Source organism: Pantoea stewartii subsp. stewartii, assembly GCF_008801695.1.
GTDB classification, from domain to species: domain Bacteria; phylum Pseudomonadota; class Gammaproteobacteria; order Enterobacterales; family Enterobacteriaceae; genus Pantoea; species Pantoea stewartii.
The window spans coordinates 35,525-52,259 of the sequence record NZ_VZPF01000029.1 but is presented as its reverse complement, the minus strand read 5'-3'; the positions used below and the strand labels follow the sequence as shown (position 1 = coordinate 52,259).

Sequence of the window (16,735 nt, the reverse complement as noted above, 5' to 3'; positions counted from 1 at the left end):
ACCAATCGATGAGCGGGCACAGCAGAGTGTTCTGGCAACATGACTGACGGTGTCACCACGATGCAGCATCAGCATGGCGGTGAGCCGCCGGGCGTGGTTTTTGTCCTTTGTTTTATGGATAGTTTTCTGCATCAGGCGTCGTTCGGTTCTGGGTATTGGTGCTATGATCGACATTGCTCAGTCCGGCTGGTGATTTGGGATATTCAGCGATTGATCAGATCGCATAAACCGGACTGAGTTCCCTCTAAGTGATCTACTATTCCGAGCAGTTATTTAGCCCGAGACGCTTCATAACTGCCTCAAACATCCGCTCTCTGTTGATTGTGGATATTTCCACACCGCCCTTGGTAATTTTCGTACCGGCATAAGCAAGTAGCCCAACTGAAGACAGCTTTGTTGAGTCCTGCATGACTGCGCGGCCTATACCTTCACCGTTGCACCGTGGACATTCAGGATTAGGATCGTGCGTGTGGTCGTAGCCGTACCCACCTGCATCCCGAGGCTCTTTTCGTTTCCGCTCAAGTGCCTCATAGCACTTCTCTTCAAACTCAACGGCATCACGCACTGGTACTGATGGCCAAAGCCCCAACAGTACCGACATGCGCCACGACGATATTGCGAGATTTCGTTGGCATCGAAGGTGGCAAGCTGCCAGGCCTTTTCCAGCACCTCATCAGCCGACCCAAGCGTGCGCATAATTGAGGCTTTTTGCTGCTGCGCAATTGACTGCGCAACTGAAGTTTTCTGAAGCAACTGATAGCCAATTTGTTCTGCGCTTTTTTTACTGTAGCCAGCGCGTAAAGCAGCCTGCGTGGCATTGCTATCTTTGAGATATTCCGCAACGAAAAGGCGTTGCTGGTCAGTAAGTCCATTACCATGGATAAGCTTTTCTGCGCATTTATCTGTATGCGCAGTGCGCAGTCTTTTCTGCGCATTTTTTTGCGTACTTTGCGCAGATGGCTTTTTTACGTAGCGACGCGCTGATACATAATTAAGCCCCTGCGCCTCACACCAGTCTTTCGGGGAGATACCGGTTTTTGCATGTGCGGACAGGAACCGTTGCTGAAGTTCGCCCCAGTCCGGTTTTGCCATTGATTAACTCTCCGTTGAAGAAGGGTAATTCAGAATGCCTGCACTTTTTTTTAAGGGCACCTGCCATGTTTAAAGTTCTGATAATCAGCTGCTGCCTGCTTATCGCAGGTTGCAGTGCGCTTTCTCATCAACGGAACGATCATACTGAGTATGAAAACTCCCCGCCTGAATGTACTTCTCATGGCGATGAGCTGGACTGCTGCTGGGAGGTTCCTGACAACCTGCCCCCGGTCAATTAATCTGTGACGCACTGTGCGTTTAATTAATAACCAGTACAGAGCAACGCCCCGCGCCGGAAATTACACCGCCGGGGAAATATTAAAAATCGCAGGATCTGCTCATCGTTCCTGTCAGGAATAACCAAGGAAACTGCTGCAGATATGCTGATACTCCGCGGGGCGGACGGTCACTGTACGGCCAGAGCGGTGAACAGCAGTGTAGGTGTAATAAGACGTGCCGTTATAAAACTTTGAAAGGGTCCAGCCGTTATCGGCGGCAATCTGATCAATCTCTGTAACATAGTGAGTACAAATACAGGCTAAAATACTGGTCCAAGGAGTGGGTCTTCGTGCAATGATCTCAATGAGGTGTGTGTAAGCCGCATAACGTATCAGCCATAATTTTTCCTTAGGCCCCTTCTTCGATATCATGACATTTCCCTGGAAAGATGATAATTGCTCAACAGTATAGTTAACATGCGGAACTACACAATAAGTTCATGCGCGACGCCGGAAGGCATAACTGCCTATACCCTCTCTGCCAAGTTCAGTTTCTGCGGTGTTGTGCTCAGTACAGTCAAAGACCCGGCCGCCAAACCAGCGCAGCAGGCCGTCATGAGTCCAGTACCAGATATGCTCCGTCTTACGGAAATGGCGTGATTTCAGGATAGCATCTCCATCGGCAAAAATCGGCACCGACACGAATACCCACTTTTCAGCTTTTGCTACGGCAACGTCCGGGCGGTCAATGTGCTCCACCGCGTCCCACAGGGAAAGTGCCGGGTAGCGTTCGGCGTACAAATCAGCCCACAGACCTCGCTGTTTCAGCCAATCAACCCCGGCGGGATTCACGTCATAGCCGCGGGTATTGGGCCGGGCCTCAACGAACTGGCCGGCACCGATGCCGACATCCACCAGCGGTCCATCATAATGGCGCGCCACCAGCTGAATGCGGGCCTGCGTCAACGCATGCCCCATCGGCGTGTCGGCCATCTGCTGATAGCGGGAAAAATAGTGTTCGTCATACGGGCGGTTTTGCGGTACCGGAAAATACCCCATGCCCAGCGCGGGCAGCCAGACCAGCCCGTGTTTCAGTTCGTCAAAGAACGATTCCATGCAGCCACTCGTGAAGTTTGTCGTCAAAATTGCTTATGCGCCGGTCACAGTCGTGATCTGCCCGCATGCAGCGGCAGTAGTTATCGGGCATCGCCCAGCGGGTGTGGGATAAATCCATTGCCGGATCCGTTACAATTTCCGGCGCGTTATGCCCGCCACGACCGCCCGCTACCACAAACAGCGGTGTCTGATACGCGATAGCCATAGGAACCGAAAACCCTACCGGAGTGACCACGCAGGCGGCACGCACGTAAAGGCTGCACAGCTGCGTCAGCGTCAGCTCGCCGTGGTGAAGTTTTAAATCAGCCGCGGGTTCGTCGCCTATTATCCATTCCATGCCGGGAACGGTATCGGCCACGCTTACCACGAAAAAGTGCTGGCGCAGCCGCTGTGCGGCGCGTACCAGATACTCAGGATTGGGATTACGTGAAGCGCTGGCCCACTCTGTGCGCACGGTTGAAGGCCGGATGACCGCAACGGATCTGTCTGTCGGTATGGACGGGTGCAGATCGTTAAACTGCGGCAGGTCAAACTGCAGCGGGCCGTTCACGCCAAACTGACGCCGGAACGCCGGGATAATGCCGCCAGCAGACAAATCAGTCGGGCCGTATCCGATGCGCTTTCTGACGCCACCGCGTGGTACCGGATGGAAGACATAGCGCGACCGGAGTTCGTTTTTCTCCTGGGTGCGCAGGTGCGTACCGCTGCGGACGCATTTCACATTGAGGCCGCGATACAGTTCCGGCCAGCAGGTCCGCACATATGCGCCGGGGAAGTGGCGCAGGAACGGGCGCTGGTAGATGGAATCACCCAAGCCCAGCATTCCTTCAAAATAATACGTTGTCACAGCACGTCCTCAGGTCGGGCTCGCGGAAAACAGGTCAGCACCGTGTGGCGCGAGCAGTTGATGATGCTGACCGACTGAAGGCTGTCCGCCAGACGCTGAAACTCACCCTGCCAGCGCCGGGTGCTTTCGGCGTCAGGATTTTTAAGCCCGTCAGGGTGATCCCCATGCCAGTGCGTGCCGTATTCCAGCGAGCAGTCGTAGCCCAGCAGGATGATTCGCTCAGCGCCCAGATGGACAGCAAGTTGAATGGCACGCTGGCCGGAGTTGAAAGAGTCGCTGTCGGACGGCCGGAACAGATTAATGTCGTAGCGCAGATGCGCCCGCCCGCTGACCGTCCAGCGTTGCGCATCTGTAGCGAGTGCGGCGTGGTGCCTGTCCCACCAACTACAGTCGGCAGCAAAGAGATAATGGCATGCGGGGATCAACTGCCAGCTGGAGTTAACGGCGATAACGGGGTGAACTGAGTTTACGGCAAGATCACAGTCAGAGCGCGTCAGCGATGGACCGCTGGCAATGCAGATTACAGAATTCATTAAAGACGGTCCGTTGTGCCTGGGTTTAAACAAAATGCGCATAAATGAGATCTGTTATCATCTTCAATTCTGACCCGGGAGGCATTCAGTTTGGTTTCCCACACAAAAAAACACCGCCGCAGATTACTGCGCGCATTAGCAAAAAGCAGAAACTTTCTTTTACTTTCAGGAACAGAGCATTGCCCCGTCCGGCAGAAATACATTTCCACAACGTCGGATAACGTTCCTGTCATCATTCATGTTATTGATTCTGATGATGCGGACGGTTAACGACTGAATTCAGGCGCGAGGCTGTCGCTATCGCAGGCGCGCCGTCAGTGCCTGCTTTAACACTTACTGACTGGTTTCCTCATCGTGGCCGAGAATATCCGCCAGTGCGGTATCCACCGCCGAGTCAATCTGGGTATCAAGGTCAGCTTTAATCTGAGTTTTCAATGCAGTAGTGACTGCATCGGATTTCAGCGCATTTTTTACCAGTGTGTCAGTGACGATATCTTTTACTTCTGCCATTTCAGGCTCCTTTTGAGTTTTGCGGCTGAACAGCCAGTCTTTTATCCACATGGTTATAGCCTGTGGTCACGATTGATATTGTCGAGGAATGTATAAAACGCAGATGTAGCAGAGCCAATAAAAAAAGCGGCACATGGCCGCTTTAATACGAAGACGTTGGATTAGCTGTCAATTACTGATCTCACTTTTACTGACCTGATAAACGCTTACGCCTGTTAGAGAACACTCATCAGTTGAAGCATCATTTTTAGTGATAATCTCATAAGATTTCCCAGCCTTGTCATAGAAAACAAAGTGATAAACCTCCGTCCATACGCCCTGCTTCTTCTTTTCCGCAGCAAGTAAATGTACTTTTGTTTTCGACTCATCCAACTGACTTATATCAACCTCTTTTTGATTCTTGAGCCATACTTCGGCCATGTTTTTTGGCCAGGATGAACATCCTGGAGCTGCAGCCAGAACACTAAGCGGAAACAAAGTTACTAAAGCCAGTAAAATCTTCTTCATTCAATCACCTCCAGATTTCTGTCGCCGCTGCTCCAGACAGAATGACGAACATTTAAAGGCATAATAATGCAGCCATTAGAAGCTTCACCGGGATGCGCAGTGCTGTCACCATGAATTAAGAAGCCGGAACGGCCATACATTATGTTTGATGCGGCAGGCGTCAGACGCATTGAATAGGCTCCTGTGTGAGGATGTTTGAATGGCGCTCCTATTGTGTATTTTCCTCTCGGCAGAGGACCAATATCGGCTGTTCCCTGCATAGTTGGGGCGTTCTTTCCTGCTCCTACTCCCGCATAGCCATTACCAATCAATTTGTTATTACGAAAAAGTTTTCCTGAGCTTTGATGATAAATCCAGGTCATATTCCTTATTCCTATAGGATCACATGCAACTCAGATTCTAGTTAGTTAAAAACCTAAAAAGAAATTTTTCCGCACAATGTGTTTTCTGGACAGTATTAACTACATGCTCTCAATCTCGATTGGTGACAATCTGTCTTATATAGTCCTGAAGATAGCTTATTTTTTGTTGGTCGCTGATGATGCCTGCTCGGATATCAAGAATGTTTTGTCGAGAATCTGAAGAGAATTCGACGGCGGCTGCATAGCCCAGGCTGCGGGTTGCTGACGCTGAGCCGGTACCGGACACGGGGCATTTTGCGTGGACGTACATGCGGCGAGTACCATCGGCAAGCTGACGGCTAAGAGCATCATTCTGAGATTCGGCAGCACTGAGCGCCTCCGTGTGGGTTTTATCGAGTGCGGCCAGTTTCTGCTGGCGCTCCTGAATGTCGGTAATGGTGTCGAACTGTTGCCTCGTAATCTGATATGCAGCACGATAATCCTTTCGCCAGGCGACGGCTTTATCGTGATAGTGGTCAGCGGCCCAGCCCAGAGAGAGAACAGCGACTGCCAGTGCAGCAATAAGGTATTTATTCATACCTTGAGCGCCACCAGCGCAACCTGATATCTGGCTTTCCGATCCTCAAGGCCATTGGCACCGCCATTAATAATCTTCGTGATCGCCTCAATATCACCACCATGCTTCAGGCAACCCTTTGAGGCGTAAAACCATGCAGCCGAACGGGCGGCATACTCATCCTGTTCCAGCAATTGCGGAATTAACAGCAAATCGGCACCCAGACCAGCACCACAATCCCGGTAATTGTCGTGGCCGGTGATCTGTATCAGGCCACGGCCACGATAATTCCAGCCGTCATTTGATCCCGGATAACCGTTACCCATTCGGTTTGCATAGACAATATTTGCTATTGCCTGCTGGTTAGCTGCGTGTTCAGTGGTGCGTCCGTATTTCTGAGCGCTTTCTGCGTCGAAATATTTCCCAAACGTAGCCAGCAAACCATCAGCCGAATAATTCAGATTCTCGACAATGCGGGTGAAACCACCGGACTCATGCCCTACCTGAGCGATAAACTTTGCCTGATCGTCAGCGGAGGTAATGCCAAACTCAGTCATTGCCGCATCAATTGGCTGAAACCAACGCGCAGCTAATTCGGCGCTGATATTAGCCGCCTTCTGAAACTGTGATTTATTCATTCGCTTTTCTCTGTGCTGATGCCGGTACGCTTGGTAAATAACGCCACGGCACTATCACGCATTCGGTCAGCGCCAATAAAACCAATCATGCCGCCAACGAATGCGCCGGAATTTGCAGGAAGGCCCAAATATTCCAGAATCGCTGATACTGCTAACGCTGCAATTCCGCATACTAACGCCCCGGTAGCTGTATAGATTTTGGGCTTTCCAGCCCTGATATCCATTAATGCCGAAATCCCTAAAGCCGTCAGCCCGGCATAAACCGACGGCAGGTATACAGCCAACCATTTCATTGTTTGCTCAATTATTCCGTGTTTTTCCATAGTCACCTCTGGAACGGGGCGCCGTGTGAGAATAAAAAATCCCCGAATATCCAGGAGCGGCAAAGGGGAAAGGCGTTTCACTAAATTGACCTGTTAGCGGCCTTAATATGAGAAAGCCCCTGCGAGTGCAGAGGCCTTAAAAAAATAAAACCCCACCGAAGTGAGGTTTCTTAAATAGTGGGGCGGCTTTGTTGAATAATAGGTAATCATTCTGTTTTGTCTGCACTGTTTTGGTAGAAAACGCTGATGCCAGACAGAACACCGTCATACGCAAGCATGTAACGCATTGATTTTATGTTATCTGAAACAACCGTTTTCATAGTACCACAGCATAAAATCCATTTATTCAACAAAGCCACTCATCCCTTGTGAGAGCTAAAAGCGGCATTGCTAATCTCCTATAAATGATACAGATGAAGGCGGTATTAACCGATCTGCTTAACGTGCCAGAAAATTTTATCAGCGTAGAGCTCATAACCTTTACGCTGATCTTCCAGCCAGTCATGTTTGTTGTACACCGCCATTACCCCGCCAAGTTCGTGCCCCAACATCTTTTCGGTGACATGGGGCAATATCCCTTCCTCTGACAGATTCGTTACCAGGGTGCGCCTGAAATCATGCGTACGCCATTCGGGAATATCGATTTTGCTTCTCAGTTTTCGCATGTACAGATTGCACGATGAGCGATCTATTGCTGTGTCCAGTTCCTGACCGGGAAACATAACCGGATTTTTCATTGCAAGCAGCCTTTCAACATAAGGTTGTATCTGTTCGAAAATGGGACGCCTGATGATGTTACCCATCTTCGAATGCTCTGCTGGCGTCGTCCAGATAAGATCATCCATGTTGAATTCAGCGGGGGTAGACAGCCGCAGTTCTGAAAGGCGGGCGCCCCAAAGCAACAACATCTGGTGAAGAATTTTATTAGAAGAAAAGACTTTATTATTTTCCAGCGCCAGCCAGATTTTCGCCAGTTCGTTATAGGTGAGAACGCGCTCGCCGGTATCAGGTTTTTTTCCGATATTTTTAACGCTCAGTTTAAGCACTTCACAGGAGGGAATAAGCTGGCGGCTGATGCACCAGTTCATGACTGATCGGAGTTGCAGAAGCAGTACCCTGGCTTTCTTCTTATTGGTCTGTTCCTGCTTATCGAAAAATTGCACCCAAAGCGACACAGGGATGTTTGCTACCGGCACATCCTTAAATTGTGTGTACATGGTGTTGTACACAACTGACTTGTACAGGATGCGTGTGTTTTCCTTTAGCCCGGTAACGTACTTGTTCCACCACTCATCGAGGCAGTCTTGTAGCGTCAGTTCCCCGCTGCTGCCGACCAAATAAGTTTTGGGGTTAACCCCCTTCATGTACAATGCCCGCATTTCGCCGACCGCTACGCGAGCCTCTTTGAGAGACATAGCAGGATAGCGGCCAAGCGTGATGCGTACAGGCTTATTTTGCCAGCGGTAGCGATACTGAAAAGCGATGGTACCATTAGGCGTAATGCGCGCACTCAGGCCGTCAGCGTCGGTCACCTCTGCCGGGCCGCTGTAGGGCTTGCCGTTTATGCTGCGCAGTTTGGTATCGCTGAGGGCCATCGTTATATTTCCTGTACACATCCGATAGCTGTCATTCTGTACTCAATGTGTACGCAATGGCAAGTGAACGAAGTGATATTAAAGTGAAACACAGGCGGGCAAGTCGAAACAAAAAGGAACGTAAGACTTGAGAAAAACAGAGGGTTTGCGGTAGGATAGAAACACTCGCGAACTGTTCAAAACAGCACCGAACGACGTCCTCTTAGTTAAATGGATATAACGAGCCCCTCCTAAGGGCTAGTTGCAGGTTCGATTCCTGCAGGGGACGCCATTACACTGTTCGCCAGCATCCGCAGAAGTTCGTTAAATCCCCGCCAAATCAGCAATCACAGGTAATTACTGTTCGCTAACGTTCGCTTTAGATCGTTGACAGCCGCACTGTTTAGCGGGTAAAAAACGGGTAAAGCATTTTACCCACCGGAATTTTACCCATGCTCACGGTCAAACCGATTGAAGCAGCAAAGCCAAAAGACAAGCCCTACCGCCTGCTTGATAGCAACGGGCTGTACCTTTACATACCTGCTTCCGGGAAAAAAGTGTGGCAGCTACGCTTTAAACTGGACGGTAAAGAGAAAATTTTAACCGTGGGTAAATATCCTCATGTGTCTTTGCAGGAGGCTCGCGACAAAGCCTGGCAGGCAAGAAAAGATGTGGCAGATGGTATAGATCCGGTAAGGACCAAAAAAAGGAGCGAGAAGGATAACTCATTCTCGGTGATCTATAAGGAATGGTACGCCCATAAGCGTCAGGTATGGTCTGAAGGGTACGCGACTGAATTACAGCGGATGTTTGAAACTGATATTCTCCCGCTCATAGGGGCGATGGAGATGGACGAAATCGAGCCGATGGCTCTTTTGTCTGTTGTGAGGAGGATTGAAGAGCGTGGGGCCATGGAGAGAGCAAACAAGGCCCGGCGTCGTTGTGGTGAGGTTTTTCGTTACGCCATCGTAACAGGAAGAGCAAAGTATAACCCCGCTCCCGATCTCGCTGATGCCATGAAGGGATACAGGAAGAAGAATTTCCCGTTCCTTCCGGCTGATCAGGTCCCGGCATTCAACCAGGCCTTAGCGGGATATTCAGGCAGCATAGTTTCGAAGGTTGCAACGATGGTTTTGCAATACACAGCCCTGAGAACAAAAGAGCTAAGATCTATGCGATGGTCTGACGTCGATTTCGCTACTGGGCTAATTACAATTGACGAATCAGTCATGAAAAGCCGTAAACCGCATATCGTCCCTATGTCGCGCCAAGTAACTGAACTTCTTAAGACATTAAAGCCGGTCACTGAACCAGTATCGCAGTTCGTATTTGCAGGAAGAAACGATAAAAGGAAGTCGATTAGTGAAAACGCCGTTCTGCTGGTCATTCGCCAAATCGGATATGAGGGACTGGCGAGCGGCCACGGCTTCCGCCATCAATTCAGCACCATTTTACACGAGCATGAATGGCCTTCTGAGGCGATAGAGCGCCAGCTTGCCCACACAGACAAGCACTCAGTTCGCGGGATCTATAACCACGCCCAATATCTGGATAAAAGGCGTGAGATGATGCAGTGGTGGGCTGACTGGGTAGACGGCAACGTCACATGATGTAAGAAAAGGGATGGCGATTTACCATATAAGACACAAATCTTGGACATCGCCATAATGAGATTAAGCCGCTGGTGGCGTAGGCCAAGTGATATCCGGTGCGGTAGAGGTATCCACTGCTTTCACAGCTTTGGTGTAATTCATCCACTCAATCAGACTCACTTTATCTTCGTCACCGATAATCCCCAGCGCCAATTCTGTTTTCCAGTCGCTTGTCACCTCTGCGGCATTATCAAGTAATGCCTGCTTTTGCTGGTTCGCCGCTTCTACATCGGCAGCATGCTGGGCATCGGTATCAGTCACCCACTTTTTCCCGTCCCACTTTTGGTATGGGCCTGAAGGTGCAATGCTGGTGTAACCGGCCTTAATGGGGCCTATATAATCAACAGTAGAAACTGAGCCATCAGCGGTTGAATAAACCGTATCCCCCCGATGGTCTTCATTCTGCACCCATTCACCATTACTAAAAACCGCAATCTTTCCTGTCACTTCTTCACCAGGGTCAATATCTGTGGAGTGACCGGGCATACTCACCCCGACATTTATATATTCGTCTGACCACCCCATATATTCCGAAGTTACCGGGTCGTAATAAAAACAACGGATCTCCCCCGGCTGTGTTGCCAGCCCCTTATCATCAAAAACAGGTTTCATTATTTTGCCCTTACCAGGAAGTTAAATGCGATGTTACGTGGACGGTTTTCTGATGCCGTAGGAACCTGCAATGAAGCATCAAATTTGATACCAAGGTTCCCTGTAATCGCTGTACTCTGAGCGGTTGTTGCACCGCGACCGCCGCCGTTGATCACCTGTGGTGCCATTGCGCCGCTATAGTTCACATTTGGCAACCAGCCAAACCCAGAATCAGGCTGCTGCGATAGAGCAGAAGTGCCGGTAATATTCCGAATCGCATCTCCCTGCGCACTCAAAAGTGCACGCCCACTGTCAACACCACGCCCATCATCCCAGATTCGAGGGAATTCACCGCGAGCCTCGGTCAGGGTCAGGCTGGGAATCACAAGCGCCAGTTTGGGGTATGTCGTCGCCGAGAATGTCGCACCATTGAACTTCAAAAACACCATGTCGGCCCATTCAGTCATAACCGTATTAGGCATCGCTGAGGACGGCCAGAAGAATGGAATCCCGATTGCTGGAGCGCCAGCCCCTAAACGGAGGTTTGTGGTTAGTGCGTTCGTGAACTTGGTCACCAGCCCGTTAACGTCTGCATTATCCAGGGCGTCCGCCCCGGAGTTTGCAATAAACTGCCCAATCAGCGCGCCAATGGTCGTCGCCTGGCGAATGGCTTTGTTTACCTGAGCGCTGGATGCTTTACCCGCAGTAAACCCGGACAGCAAAGCCGGAAGCGCCTCCCAGTCAGCCTGTGACATGACGTTAGCGTTAGGATCAAGCGCAAACGCTTTAAAGTTATTTGTTGCCATTAGAGTAAAGTCCCCCATGCTCCTACATCGAACCCGGCGATGTATTCGTTATCCATATCAAAACCAAAGAATTTAGAACCCTCGGAAGGTGTTTCTACCGAAGGCGTTTCAACATCACCAGCCCATACGCCAGCTGCTTTAACGGTCAGATAGCCCTGTTTGATAGCGGCGATCAGTTCGAGCGACACATCAGCAATATCAGTCTCGGGGAATACCCAGACCGAAATCGTCATGTCCTGGTTGTCGACGATCTGCATCTTCAGGCCAGAGCCAGCAGTTGCAGCGTCCAGAATGGGAGGCAGCGAGTCGTTCCGCCCGTCCCAGTTGTTGATAGCGATCTTCGCTTTCAGAATGATGCGGTAGGTATCATCGCTTAGCGACGTATAGCCCGAATCCGGGTCATACGGTCCCTGCCATACGCCCTGGTCATATCCAAGCCCTTCAGTATCCCAACTGAAATAAACGCCGGTGATCGGTTGGCTGACTATGCGACTTCGCCCAATCCAGAGTCCGAGCGTGTCGAGCTGCACACCGACCGCCGTATCGATATCGAAGGCTGTTACAAGCCCTGACATAGTGCTGGACACATCAATCAGCGGGCGGGTGCTCAGATCTATATGGTCAAAAAAGAGTGGCTTGGTAGCGTGGTAGTTAGTGATCAGTTCGGTGTATTTGCTCATGAGGTCACCGTGATACTGATATTCGCGGTGCTACAGGACGCAGAAGCATCATAGGCAATATCAATATTTGATGCCGATACGCTGCCAGACGACTTACCGATCAGCAGTTCGGTAATATCGTAATAGCGGGCATTCCCGCCGCTCACGACGCCAAGGTTTGCCGGGGAATAAATGCGGCTCAGCAGAACGTCGTCGCCAATTGTCAGGCCATTTATATAATCGGCAACAGCCTGTTTGATCTGCTCGCCGATTTGAGAGGTATACCCGGTAAAAACTTTCAGGCTAATGGCTACGTAAATTGGCACATCGGTAGAGCGTGAAAAACTGATCACGTGAGGGTTACCGTAAGTATCCGGCACCGTAACAGAAGTTTTACCGTAAGTTGCGGTTCCCTGTCCTTTATTCCCCCTGATGGTCTGGGCTATTTCGGTAACATCTCCACCATCGACGATAGCGGAAATCGAGTGCGGTGGCAGCCCGTTGCTGTCGGTTGCTCCTGTGTCGTTCTCGTACAGCTTGTGACGTGTCACGCCCGCAACATTAGCGATTGCACCGTCAACGCCTTCAAACGGTGTGATCGATGGTAGCGCGACGCTCTGGTCCTGCCGTATGCGCAGCTCTGCGTCGGTTTCGGCTGGTGAACCGACAGTAGCCGCAGCCGGGTTGGTTACCGACACCCAGCCGCGAGTCGGTGTGTTAATAGTGGTGATAGTCCCGGCCATCGCCGCAACCGAACCGCTATTCGCGCATGTGCCCGTCACCAGCACAGTACCATCAACGCCGATCGCTACACTCGCAGGAAAATTCCAGATAATGCCGTTTTTATCCCGGGCGGAGCCGTTCGTGATAGTCGTGCCCGCCGTACCGGTTAACAGAAGGTCAGCAGTAGAGTTTGTCGCTACTTTTCGCGTGATCCCGTTAATTTTCACATTGCTGCTAAGCGCTGCGGCCTGCGCTGTCGTCGGTGAAAACGAGTTATAGATCTCGATAGCGGTGTTGTTAGCGTCATGCACGGCAAGAGCCACCAGCGCGACCATTTGCCCGTCTTTGCTGTCTGGTTCGAGGTAGGCATCACTACCGTAAATCTGCCTGAAATAGCTGGTCAGTGTATCAAGGATTGTCTGGTAATCAGGCGCACTAATCCCCTGGGCGGTTACCGTTGCCGATAGCCCCAGCGTGTCGAGGTTCAAAGCCATTTATGCCTCGCTTGTTAAAGTCGTCTGGCCGTAGATTGTGTCAATGGAGGAAGTGAAGTTGACGCGGCGGCTGGTGCCGTCATAATTGGTATCGAAGGAAAGAATAGACAGAACGCCCGGCGTGTCCTGTATGCGTTCGCGTATAGCCAGGATGTAGACGTCTGATCGCTGTTTACCAAGCACCGACTGAACATACGGGGTGCCTTCAGTCAGGTCGAGAAACCACTGACCGCGCCACAGTTCGAAACGGGTTTTCACGGCCTGGGCGACGCACTCCGGACTGTCGATAAGGAAAGTATCGTCACCCTGTCCGAAAGTGTAATCGCCGTCAGCATCTTCGCGACGGTATCGCATAAATCACCACCAGCGTATAGCGCTAATAACGCTTGATAGGCCGAATAAAAAGAACACGGCCCAGATGAGGAAGAATTTCCAGTTGGGTAGTTTTTCGCCCATGACTCGCAACTCCCGTATCAGTTTGCTAAAATCAATCACATATTCTCCCTTGCCATCCTCAAGGTGCAGAAAGTAAAAAGCCCCGAAGTGTTAGCGCACCCGGGGCTTTTGTCTGTTTGGTAGTTTTTAATTAGGCGCGGCAGTATTACCACTGCCAGTCTGCACGCCGCCGTGAGTGTGCGTCGTCAGGCTCTTGCCGCCTGCTTTTACGTCATTCGTTACCGTCACCGGTCCGAGCATCGTCGCCGTACCTCCGCTTTCGCCCATTCCCTGAGACAGATTGCCGTTAATAGTTACGTTGCCGTTCAGCGTTATGGTTGGGGATGTAATTGTCGTTCCACCTTCAGCCGTAGCAGTAAGCTGGCCCGGCGTTTTAACGGTGATGTTATGTCCTGCTGCGACCTCTACGAACGCCGCACCATCATCGGTGCGCAGCTGCGCGGCGCTGGTACTGATACCGCTGATTTTCTGCGCTTGCGACTGCGGGCCAACGATGGCGAACGCATCAGATAAATCATGCTGGCGCGGGTCGACGGTCTCCTGAACTCCGCCACTCTGCCACCAAAAATCGATGCAACGGTCGGCAAAGATCAGCAGGCATTCGTCGCCTTCCTTAACCGGAAAGGTCAGCGTGCAACCGCCGCCGCGCGGGAAGATGACCGGCACATCCACCAGCGGTTTTAATTCGGTGGAGCCATCGCCAACGACACCGCGAAGCGCCACCTCTACCGTGCAGGTAACAGAGTCAGGGTCGAACGACTGAATGATGCCGGGCATCGCTACGCGCATCTGGGTAGACACCGAATCAGCAATGGCCTGCGCGGTCTGCTGCTCGCCGCCGATCTGTGATTGAGTTGGAATTGGCATAAAAACCCCATAAAAAACCCGCTCGACGGCGGGTTATAATTTTGCTTCTGGATAACATCTACAGCGACCATCAGGACAACACTTTCCCTCTCCGGGATGACCACCTTTAGGCGGCTTACTCCACGAAAATGTTTTCCCATTATTTTTAGCGCATTCAGCACACTCGTCACCATCCTCGCAGGAGCGCCAAATATAACGTTTAATACCCAAGCGAGATTGCTTTATCCTCTCTGCCTCGGAGTGACGACGGCTATTTTCGGCGAGGTGTTCAGCATAGCGCGAGTTATCCTTCTCAATTTCTTCTTTGCTTCGCCGCTTCCCATTTGCTGGCTTTGATTTTTGGTAAGCAACCCGTTTATTTCGATTGTATGATTTAATAATTGCGTCTTCATTTCTGCGTTTTTTAAATTTTAAATATTTAACAAATGCAAAAACAATCACGAATAAAATAATAATATATGCAGGTTCCATTATTTAACCTTTACACAATCATAAGTTGCATATTGTCTTGGTGCATCCATGCTGGCTTGCAGCCACTGAGCATTGAGGATAGCTTTTCCGTTTCGCTTGATGTACTCAAGACCAACCCATCGCCCCGGTTGGTTTGTAGCCATACGCCAATCCATTTTTATATTGTCGTAGTCTTCTTTTTGTTTCAGAAATGTCAATTTCTGATACTCGGGCTTTGCTCCATTTATGCGAGGAAAGCCGTCATTAGTACCACTCGTTGAGAAAGTGAAATCACCGCACTTCATATAGACTTTTCCTGCTGCATTTGCACCAGAAGCAGCTGTTAAGCAAATTAAGCCAGAAAATATTCCTGAGATTATCCTTTTCATTAGGCACCCGTTTTCATCAAAGTCGAATCATTAATCAGGGTAGAAGCCCCACGCGCAAAACACATCAAATCCATGTACCACGCCTGACCTCTGGTGTCGCCAGTATAGTCGATAGCTTTGACGATATAAACGCCATCCGTCGCAATGCTGGCAGCCTGTGACGTCGTACCTGTCAGCACGCGGTTGCCGTTCTCTTCCGTCTCGGTGATGCGCCCCGGCGACTGTGCGATTTCGCTATTACCGAGCGCGGCGCGATACACCGAAGCCTGATCGAGCTGGATAAGGCCATTGATGCGGATGTTGGGATTTATCAGGCACCGCACGTTTACGCCGCCGCCCATCGTCTGTTGCGGCATACCGATCAGGCCAGTATCGGCATTCAACACGATGGCTTCGTGAATATATTTATCCTCCGGCACCATCTGAACCTGACCATCCACCAGCTGCCATGTCGCTTTGCACTGCGCAGCAATATTATCCATCACGTTCCGGGTGGATGAGTAAATCGCGCGGCCACGAGGAAACACGGTATCAGGAAAGTCGCCAGTAATGCCCTGCGTCACGCCGAACGCGTTGAAATCCTGCATCGTCGCCCGGTGCAGATCCGCAACGGTATAGCCAGCGGCAAGCGTGGTGATGGTGGTCGCATAAAGGAACGCTTCGTGATCACCAATAGCCTGAATCAACACCCAGGAATCGGTAATGTTGTCCTTCCCGGTGACGGTGAAGCGAATATCACCGTCAAAAATCAGGCCGTAGTTCTGACCATTCACCTGCCCTATCTGGTCTGGTGAAATCTCCCGGGCGACACCAACCTGGCTCGCATCAACTTCCGGCGCTATACCGTCATATCCGGCAATGATGCGAATTTTGGCAAACTCCTGCCCCAGTATCTTGTTCGTGGTATCGGTCGAAAGGTTGTAAATTTTCACGTTTGCCACGCGCGGCCAGCGTGTATCTGCCCACTCAATCTGGAACGTGACCTTAAAATCTGACAGAGAAACACCCTGCCCGTTCTGGTCCAACAGCTGCAACTCAAAATGGCGCATCCAGTTAAGAGACATTTCTACTCCTGTACGAAAATGAGGTGGCTGTATGTGCCGAGGTTGGTTTTGGTGGGCTCGTCTGGTGCGCCCTTATCTGTCGCCACCACCAGCGCGCCATCAATGCCAAGCTGTGGATATTGTCGTAATAGGTTCACACCGGTCAGCAGAGGTACGCCAGACAGAAGCGCAGCACCGCCGCTATCCATCACGTCCATAATCCAGCCAGCCGCGTCACGCCAGATGATCCTGAGCGTGTATGTCGTATCGCCCAGCAAAACGCGGAACTGCTGATTGTCGGGAGAAAGCGGTATTTCGTTAAACTGCAT

The 16,735-nt window shown here is 50.9% G+C and carries 21 protein-coding genes, 1 tRNA gene and 2 pseudogenes; 2 read left to right on the top strand and 22 right to left on the bottom strand.

Translation table 11 applies throughout. The features are described 5' to 3' along the window. The 12 genes and pseudogenes from F7Q90_RS10665 to F7Q90_RS10610 form a co-directional block, all read right to left on the bottom strand. Positions 1 to 174: pseudogene (locus tag F7Q90_RS10665) on the bottom strand (IS630 family transposase); the annotation flags it as partial. Positions 175 to 274: 100 nt separating this feature from the next. Then, a pseudogene (locus tag F7Q90_RS10660) lies at positions 275 to 1,092 on the bottom strand (terminase small subunit); the annotation flags it as partial. Between the two features lie 716 nt (positions 1,093 to 1,808). After that, positions 1,809 to 2,426, bottom strand: coding sequence for a hypothetical protein (locus F7Q90_RS10655; protein WP_006120137.1), 618 nt, complete (start codon positions 2,424 to 2,426; stop codon positions 1,809 to 1,811). Further along, on the bottom strand, positions 2,410 to 3,273 hold the full coding sequence (locus tag F7Q90_RS10650; protein WP_237166066.1) for a hypothetical protein: 864 nt from the start codon (positions 3,271 to 3,273) through the stop codon (positions 2,410 to 2,412). The genes F7Q90_RS10655 and F7Q90_RS10650 overlap by 17 nt, the downstream gene beginning before the upstream one ends. Continuing rightward, positions 3,270 to 3,806, bottom strand: a complete 537-nt coding sequence (locus F7Q90_RS10645) for a motility associated factor glycosyltransferase family protein (RefSeq protein ID WP_006120139.1) — start codon at positions 3,804 to 3,806, stop codon at positions 3,270 to 3,272. The genes F7Q90_RS10650 and F7Q90_RS10645 overlap by 4 nt, the downstream gene beginning before the upstream one ends. Before the next feature lie 333 nt (positions 3,807 to 4,139). Then, complete coding sequence (locus tag F7Q90_RS10640; RefSeq protein ID WP_141119388.1) at positions 4,140 to 4,316, bottom strand: DUF826 domain-containing protein; 177 nt, start codon at positions 4,314 to 4,316, stop codon at positions 4,140 to 4,142. Between the two features lie 168 nt (positions 4,317 to 4,484). After that, on the bottom strand, positions 4,485 to 4,823 hold the full coding sequence (locus tag F7Q90_RS10635) for a Hint domain-containing protein (RefSeq protein ID WP_044242246.1): 339 nt from the start codon (positions 4,821 to 4,823) through the stop codon (positions 4,485 to 4,487). Next, the gene (locus tag F7Q90_RS10630; protein WP_044242248.1) at positions 4,820 to 5,185 is read right to left on the bottom strand and encodes a tlde1 domain-containing protein; all 366 of its coding nucleotides are present in this window, start codon (positions 5,183 to 5,185) and stop codon (positions 4,820 to 4,822) included. Before F7Q90_RS10630 ends, F7Q90_RS10635 begins: the two co-directional genes overlap by 4 nt. Before the next feature lie 109 nt (positions 5,186 to 5,294). Next, complete coding sequence (locus tag F7Q90_RS27175; protein WP_006120142.1) at positions 5,295 to 5,762, bottom strand: lysis system i-spanin subunit Rz; 468 nt, start codon at positions 5,760 to 5,762, stop codon at positions 5,295 to 5,297. Continuing rightward, the gene (locus F7Q90_RS10620) at positions 5,759 to 6,379 is read right to left on the bottom strand and encodes a glycoside hydrolase family 19 protein (RefSeq protein ID WP_006120143.1); all 621 of its coding nucleotides are present in this window, start codon (positions 6,377 to 6,379) and stop codon (positions 5,759 to 5,761) included. The genes F7Q90_RS27175 and F7Q90_RS10620 overlap by 4 nt, the downstream gene beginning before the upstream one ends. Beyond that, positions 6,376 to 6,702, bottom strand: a complete 327-nt coding sequence (locus F7Q90_RS10615) for a phage holin, lambda family (RefSeq protein WP_044242322.1) — start codon at positions 6,700 to 6,702, stop codon at positions 6,376 to 6,378. Before F7Q90_RS10615 ends, F7Q90_RS10620 begins: the two co-directional genes overlap by 4 nt. Before the next feature lie 425 nt (positions 6,703 to 7,127). Beyond that, the gene (locus F7Q90_RS10610; RefSeq protein WP_006120146.1) at positions 7,128 to 8,297 is read right to left on the bottom strand and encodes a tyrosine-type recombinase/integrase; all 1,170 of its coding nucleotides are present in this window, start codon (positions 8,295 to 8,297) and stop codon (positions 7,128 to 7,130) included. Between the two features lie 196 nt (positions 8,298 to 8,493). Here F7Q90_RS10610 and F7Q90_RS10605 point away from each other — a divergent pair. Both F7Q90_RS10605 and F7Q90_RS10600 read left to right on the top strand, forming a co-directional pair. After that, a tRNA-Arg gene (locus F7Q90_RS10605) sits at positions 8,494 to 8,568 on the top strand. Between the two features lie 160 nt (positions 8,569 to 8,728). Next, positions 8,729 to 9,886 (top strand): tyrosine-type recombinase/integrase, encoded by a 1,158-nt coding sequence (locus tag F7Q90_RS10600; RefSeq protein ID WP_006120148.1) that lies wholly within the window; start codon positions 8,729 to 8,731, stop codon positions 9,884 to 9,886. A 63-nt stretch (positions 9,887 to 9,949) separates the two neighbouring features. Here the strand turns inward: F7Q90_RS10600 and F7Q90_RS10595 are convergent, their stop codons facing one another. The 10 genes from F7Q90_RS10595 to F7Q90_RS10545 form a co-directional block, all read right to left on the bottom strand. Beyond that, positions 9,950 to 10,540, bottom strand: coding sequence for a tail fiber assembly protein (locus tag F7Q90_RS10595; RefSeq protein WP_044242253.1), 591 nt, complete (start codon positions 10,538 to 10,540; stop codon positions 9,950 to 9,952). Then, entirely contained in the window at positions 10,540 to 11,325 is a 786-nt protein-coding gene (locus tag F7Q90_RS10590) for a hypothetical protein (RefSeq protein ID WP_006120150.1), read from the bottom strand. Before F7Q90_RS10590 ends, F7Q90_RS10595 begins: the two co-directional genes overlap by 1 nt. Further along, the gene (locus F7Q90_RS10585; protein WP_006120152.1) at positions 11,325 to 12,005 is read right to left on the bottom strand and encodes a DUF2612 domain-containing protein; all 681 of its coding nucleotides are present in this window, start codon (positions 12,003 to 12,005) and stop codon (positions 11,325 to 11,327) included. The genes F7Q90_RS10590 and F7Q90_RS10585 overlap by 1 nt, the downstream gene beginning before the upstream one ends. Further along, positions 12,002 to 13,201, bottom strand: coding sequence for a baseplate J/gp47 family protein (locus F7Q90_RS10580; RefSeq protein WP_044242255.1), 1,200 nt, complete (start codon positions 13,199 to 13,201; stop codon positions 12,002 to 12,004). The genes F7Q90_RS10585 and F7Q90_RS10580 overlap by 4 nt, the downstream gene beginning before the upstream one ends. Next, entirely contained in the window at positions 13,202 to 13,555 is a 354-nt protein-coding gene (locus F7Q90_RS10575; RefSeq protein ID WP_006120155.1) for a hypothetical protein, read from the bottom strand. 228 nt (positions 13,556 to 13,783) lie between these two features. After that, complete coding sequence (locus F7Q90_RS10565; RefSeq protein WP_006120157.1) at positions 13,784 to 14,524, bottom strand: phage baseplate assembly protein V; 741 nt, start codon at positions 14,522 to 14,524, stop codon at positions 13,784 to 13,786. Positions 14,525 to 14,557: 33 nt separating this feature from the next. Next, positions 14,558 to 14,995 carry a hypothetical protein gene (locus F7Q90_RS10560; protein WP_141119385.1) on the bottom strand — a complete coding sequence of 146 codons (438 nt, stop codon included), beginning with the start codon at positions 14,993 to 14,995 and terminating at the stop codon, positions 14,558 to 14,560. After that, positions 14,995 to 15,363 (bottom strand): hypothetical protein, encoded by a 369-nt coding sequence (locus F7Q90_RS10555; RefSeq protein WP_044242258.1) that lies wholly within the window; start codon positions 15,361 to 15,363, stop codon positions 14,995 to 14,997. The genes F7Q90_RS10560 and F7Q90_RS10555 overlap by 1 nt, the downstream gene beginning before the upstream one ends. Continuing rightward, positions 15,363 to 16,427, bottom strand: coding sequence for a hypothetical protein (locus F7Q90_RS10550; protein WP_006120159.1), 1,065 nt, complete (start codon positions 16,425 to 16,427; stop codon positions 15,363 to 15,365). The genes F7Q90_RS10555 and F7Q90_RS10550 overlap by 1 nt, the downstream gene beginning before the upstream one ends. A 2-nt stretch (positions 16,428 to 16,429) precedes the next feature. After that, on the bottom strand, positions 16,430 to 16,735 hold the full coding sequence (locus F7Q90_RS10545; protein WP_006120161.1) for a phage baseplate plug family protein: 306 nt from the start codon (positions 16,733 to 16,735) through the stop codon (positions 16,430 to 16,432).